The organism is Marivirga lumbricoides (assembly GCF_014636295.1).
GTDB classification, from domain to species: domain Bacteria; phylum Bacteroidota; class Bacteroidia; order Cytophagales; family Cyclobacteriaceae; genus Marivirga; species Marivirga lumbricoides.
This window is the reverse complement of the sequence record NZ_BMEC01000034.1, coordinates 1-5,846: the sequence shown is the minus strand read 5'-3', so window position 1 is coordinate 5,846 and position 5,846 is coordinate 1. Positions and strand designations below refer to the sequence as shown.

Genomic DNA, 5,846 nt, shown 5'->3' with positions numbered 1-5,846 from the left:
AAGTATATGAGGCTCTGGCCAGAAACAATGTTAATACCGGTGGGGCTTACATTGAGAAGAACAGGATGTCTAATTTCATCCGTGGAGAAGGCTTGGTGCGCTCTCTGGATGATATCCGAAAAATCGTCATAAAAACAGAAAATGGGATCCCGGTTACGGTAGGTGATGTAGCCTCTAAAGTACACTTCGGCAGCCAGGTGCGATATGGGGCTTTCACACAGGATGGAAAAGAAGCTGTTGGCGGCATTATTATGATGCTAAAAGGCTCCAATCCCAATGCAGTCATTCAGAATGTAAAAGAGCGTATGGAAGAGATAGAAAAATCTCTTCCGGAGGGATTAGCGATCAATACGATAATTGATCGTAGTGATTTAATTTCCAGGACTACCGATACTGTAAAAACCAATCTTATAGAAGGGGCGCTGATTGTCATTTTCGCCCTGGTGATTCTGTTGGGTAGCCTTCGTGGCGGTATTATCACTGCGACTACCATTCCGCTTTCCCTACTGTTTGCCTTCATTTTAATGAAGCAGTTCAATGTGTGGGCCAACCTGATGAGCCTTGGGGCCATTGATTTTGGGATCATCATTGACGGGGCGGTCATCATTATAGAGGGCACAGTGTATGAAATCCAAAAGCGCATCCGGTCAGGGAAAATCAAATTCAACCAGGGCGTAATGGATGAGGTTGCTTATGATGCGGGCAGTACAATGATGAGTTCGGCCTTTTTCGGACAGATTATCATCCTCATTGTATTTACCCCCATCTTATTCCTTACCGGGGTGGAAGGTAAGATGTTTCAGCCGATGGCCTATACATTTGGCTTTGCCATGATTGGTGCCATTTTCCTTTGTCTGACGTATGTACCGATGATGTCGGCCTTGTTTATGAAACCTGTTCAAAACAAAAAGAACTGGTTTGGACGATTTGAACGCTGGCTGGAAAAGGTTAGTGATAAAATAATAGATGGCATTCAATGGGTTTATTTGCCTTTGCTAAAAGGTGCGCTGCGTTTTAAAGCAATTGTGATCATCGTAGCTATTGTGCTGCTGGGAGTAGCCGGGTTTATTTTTTCCCGTATGGGAGGGGAGTTTGTGCCACAGCTTGATGAAGGAGATATCGCGATGCAGGCACTCATCAGGCCCGGAAGTTCCCTAAGTGAGTCTAAAGAGGTATCAATCAAGATTGAGAACCTGTTGCTGGAAAGTTTTCCCGAAATAAAAACGGTAACTGCCCGGATTGGGGTGGCCGATATCCCTACGGACCCCATGCCGATGGATATAGCCGATATGTACCTCATATTGGAAAAAGATAAAGATAAATGGGTTTCAGCTGAAACCAAGGACGAGCTAATTGAGCAAATCAAGGAAAAGCTGGAAACCAATCTGACCGGGGTTAACCTGGTATTTACCCAGCCGGTAGAGCTGCGTTTTAATGAGTTGCTGGAAGGGGTACGGGAGGACATTGCCGTAAAACTCTATGGCGAAGACCTGGAAGTGCTTTCCGCAAAAGTGCAGGAAATGGCGGATATAATTTCTACCGTGCCAGGAGCCGGTGATGTAAACCCAGAACGTACATCAGGACTTCCCCAAATGACCGTTCGTTACAATCGGGATAAAATTGCCCAATATGGATTGGACATTCAAAAGATCAATGAGTATGTGAGTTCAGCCTTTGCAGGTGGTGTGGCCGGGGTGATTTTTGAAGGTGAAAAAAGATTTGATCTGGTCATCCGCTTTGATGAGGCGCACCGGAAAAGTATTGATGACCTGCGCACACTCTACATTGATCTACCCGATGGTACCCAAGTTCCGATAAAAGAAGTGGCCGACATTAGCTATGTGCCGGGCCCCATGCAGATCTCGCGGGACAATACCTATAGAAGAACCTATGTAGGAGTGAATACACGGGGAAGAGATGTAGAGTCAGTGGTAAATGATATTCAGGAAAAACTGGATGCACAACTAGACTTGCCTCCGGGTTATTATATTTCCTACGGTGGGGAGTTTGAAAATCTGGAAAGGGCTAAAAGCAGATTAGCAATTGTTGTACCCATTGCTCTCTTTCTCATCTTTGTTCTGCTCTACTTCGCCCTGAAATCATTTTCTCAATCCATTATGATCTATATAGCTATTCCACTGGCAGCTATTGGGGGAGTCTTTGCACTATGGGTTAGAGATATGCCATTTAGTATTTCAGCGGGAGTTGGTTTTATTGTGCTTTTTGGTGTAGCTGTCCTGAACGGTTTGGTATTGATCAACCGATTTAATTCCCTAAAAGAGGAAGGAGTCACCAGCATCAGAGACCGCATTTTTACAGGAACTAAAGAACGGATCAGGCCTATTATGCTTACCGCAACCACGGATATTCTCGGATTTCTTCCTATGGCATTTTCAGCGTCTGCAGGAGCAGAAGTGCAGCGGCCTTTGGCTACTGTGGTAATTGGTGGTATGCTTACTGCCACCTTGCTTACGCTGGTAGTGCTCCCAGTGCTATACACTCTTGTAGAAGGAAGAAGTGACAGAAGAAAAAGCCTGAAAGCACCGAATGCTAATGTGATCATTGCCCTGATCGTTTGTGGTGGACTGGTTGGTTTACCGGCTGTGGCAAATGCACAGCAGCAGGGACAGGAGAAAGACAGCCTACCTACGATCACATTAGAACAGGCCAGAAAGCGGGCTGTAGAAAGTTATCCTAAAATTCAATCGGCACGTCTGGAAATTGAAAGCCAGCAGGCTCTCAAGAAAACAGCTTGGGACTTAGGGAATACCCAAATATTTACTGGTAAAGAGGAAGTGGGCAATGGATCGGATGGTGTCTACACACAATTTGGCATCCAGCAGCAGCAGATTGATGTGTTCGGTATAGCACCACGTTTGAAATTGCAAAAGGAACGGGTGGCATTGGCAGAAGCCGCTCTGGATTTGTCTGTAATAGAACTGGAAAGGGAAGTAAGTCAGGCCTGGGCGCAGGTATATGCTTCAAAGAATAATTACCAGGTGTATGAGCAGTTGGATTCGGTTTTTACCGATATTGAAAGAGCCGCACGAATCCGCTTAGAAACAGAAGCCACTTCCAAGCTGGAATATTTGGCTACTTCCAACCAGGCCAATCAGGTACAGATACAGAAGGAGCAGGCGTACAGAGATTATCTCAGCGCCTTGCAGCGGCTCAACCTTTGGTTTGCCAATGATACCCTCTTTACCGTGCCGGATATCCCGGCCACTCACTTGGATGAACCGCTGAATTATGTAGCCGATTCCCTAATGAACCATCCTATTTTGAATGTTTCAAAACAACAGGTAGATGTAGCGGATGCGACCATAAAAGAAAGGCGTTCGCAGTTTTTTCCACAGTTGCAAGGCCAATATGGACGACAACAAGTTGATGGGCAATCAGGATTTTATCAGTACCAAATTGGTATTCGGATCCCTTTGTTTTTTGGGCCTGAGCTTGGCAGAACACAATCGGCCAAAATACAGCGGGATATTGCAGGACAAAACCTGCGACAAAACCAGTTGGAGTTGAATGCAGCTTATCAGGAAATGAAAGAGCAGTATCTGAAATGGCTTTATTCATGGAACTACTACAGGGATGAAGCACTACCCCTGGCGCAGGAACAACGAGCCGGAGCTATTTTGGCTTATCGGGAAGGGGCCATTGACTATGTGACTTTTCTGCAAAACATCAGGGATGCCATTCGCATAGAGGTGGACTCATGGAATGCCTTCGGCAACTACCTGAATAGCCGCTACCAACTGGAATACTATTTAAAAACATCAAATTAAGCATTTAATAAAACCTGAATGGATAATCAGATTAAAAATATAAACACAATGAAAAAGCAAATCATATATATACTGGCATTGGTACTGATGGTATCGGTATTTACGGGCTGCGATAACAACTCGGCTGATAACTCAGGTGATGCCTCTCACGAAGAACACAGTGAGGGCGAGGCTGGGCACGAGGGTGAAGAAGGAACTAATGAAGAAGGGATGGCTGAGCTTCACCTTTCGGATCTCAAGTTTGAAAGCCTGGGCATCAAAATTGACACACTACCCATTCGCTCACTATCGGGCGTGGTAGAAGCAAATGGCCAGTTAGAAGTGCCACCTCAGCATGAAGCAACCGTTACAGCTATTCTGGGAGCCAACGTAACCTCCATCAAAGTGATAGAGGGAGACCAGGTTAGCAGAGGGCAGGTATTGGCCTATATTTCTCATCCCAACCTGACCAGGTTACAGACTGACTATGTAAGGGCTTATAGCCAATTACAGTTTCTGGAAAAAGAAAACCAGCGGCAGAAAAGGCTCTATGAAGAAGAGGTAGGTTCCGGAAAAACTTATCAGCAAATTCAGGCGGACTACCAGGCCATGAAAGGTGAGGTAAAAGGCTATGAAGCCCAATTGAAGCAGCTAAGCCTGAATGTGGAGAAGATACGGAGTGGGGAAATCTATGGGTACGTACCTGTAGTCAGTCCCATCCATGGATTCATACAAAAAGTCAAGGTTCAGATTGGTCAATATGTAGACCCTCAGACCAAGATGTTTATGATTGTCAATACCGACCACATTCATGCCGACCTGATGGTGTTTGAAAAGGATATTTATAAAGTAAAGGTAGGACAAAAAGTGTCCTTTACTGTGGAGTCTGTTCCGGGAAATACGCTGACTGCCAAAATCTATTCGGTAGGCAAACAATTTGAACAAAACCCGAAAGCGGTGCATGTACACGCAGAGATAGATCAAAAAGAAGATTTTTTAATCCCGGGGATGTATATCAATGGTAAAATAAGAACGGGTGATAATCAGGTAAAAGCCTTGCCGGAAAGTGCCATCATAGAAGAAGAAGGCAAGCCTTATATTTTTATGGCGGAAGCGCATGAAGAAGATGGCAAAACCGAATGGGCGTTTAAAGCCATAGAAGTACGAACAGGTATCACAGAAGACGGATGGGTAGAAATTAAATTGTTAGAGCCACTTCCTGAGGGCACAAAAGTAGCCTGGAACAACGCTTATTACCTAATTTCTGAAATGAAAAAAGGGGAGACTGGTGACGATGATTAAATTCTATTTGGCAATAAGTAGTTGGCACTAGGCAATTGGGCATGTGCTCATAGGATAATTACCAACTACCGTTTGCCCATTTTCAATTTTATTAAAGAATTAAAAATTAAAACGACTAAAAAGATGAAAGAAATAAAAGCATTTATAAAACCGAAAAGAGTGCAGGTAGTGGTAGAATCCCTGCGCGATGCAGGCTTTGAAAGTGTCACACTATCCAAAGGAGAAGGTACAGGAGCTCATAAAAATCCCGATGCATCTCCTTCTCTGGATTTTCATTTTACCGATAGCCCGATAGTAAAGCTGGAGTTGGTTTGTCAGAATGAAGAAGTGGAAAAAGCAGTACAATTAATATGCGGCAAGGCCAAAACACCAAAGCCGGGCGATGGGATCATTTACGTTTCTGAAATAGATGATGCGTATAGAATGAAGACCGGAGATTCTCTAAAACAATAACCACAAGCTGATGATAAAAGATTTAGAAGAAAATCTATTACAGCACAAGATAAAACCCACAGCCATGCGCTTGTTGGTGCTGGAATACCTGCTGGATCGTGAGATAGCAGTAAGTCTTACTGATCTATACAAGAATTTTGTGAAATCAGACAGAACTACCATCTACAGGACGCTAAAAGCGTTTGAGGATAACGGATTGGTACACAGCATTGATGATGGTACCGGAGTGCCTAAGTATGCCTTGTGCGAAGCAGGTTGTAAATGTGAAGTAGAAAGGGATCTGCACCTGCACTTTCATTGCAGAAAATGTGGCGAAACCAAATG

The 5,846-nt window shown here is 44.3% G+C and carries 4 protein-coding genes; all 4 read left to right on the top strand.

Features of this window, described 5'->3' with window-relative positions; all coding sequences use genetic code 11:
• On the top strand, positions 1–3,788 hold a 3,788-nt coding region (locus tag IEV85_RS24545; protein WP_188467916.1), incomplete at its 5' end, for a CusA/CzcA family heavy metal efflux RND transporter.
• A gap of 48 nt (positions 3,789–3,836) precedes the next feature.
• Positions 3,837–5,069, top strand: a complete 1,233-nt coding sequence (locus IEV85_RS24540) for an efflux RND transporter periplasmic adaptor subunit (RefSeq protein WP_184497481.1) — start codon at positions 3,837–3,839, stop codon at positions 5,067–5,069.
• Positions 5,070–5,192: 123 nt separating this feature from the next.
• Complete coding sequence (locus tag IEV85_RS24535; RefSeq protein WP_188467915.1) at positions 5,193–5,522, top strand: P-II family nitrogen regulator; 330 nt, start codon at positions 5,193–5,195, stop codon at positions 5,520–5,522.
• Positions 5,523–5,532: 10 nt separating this feature from the next.
• The coding region (locus tag IEV85_RS24530; RefSeq protein ID WP_188467914.1) for a transcriptional repressor at positions 5,533–5,846 on the top strand (314 nt) is incomplete at its 3' end.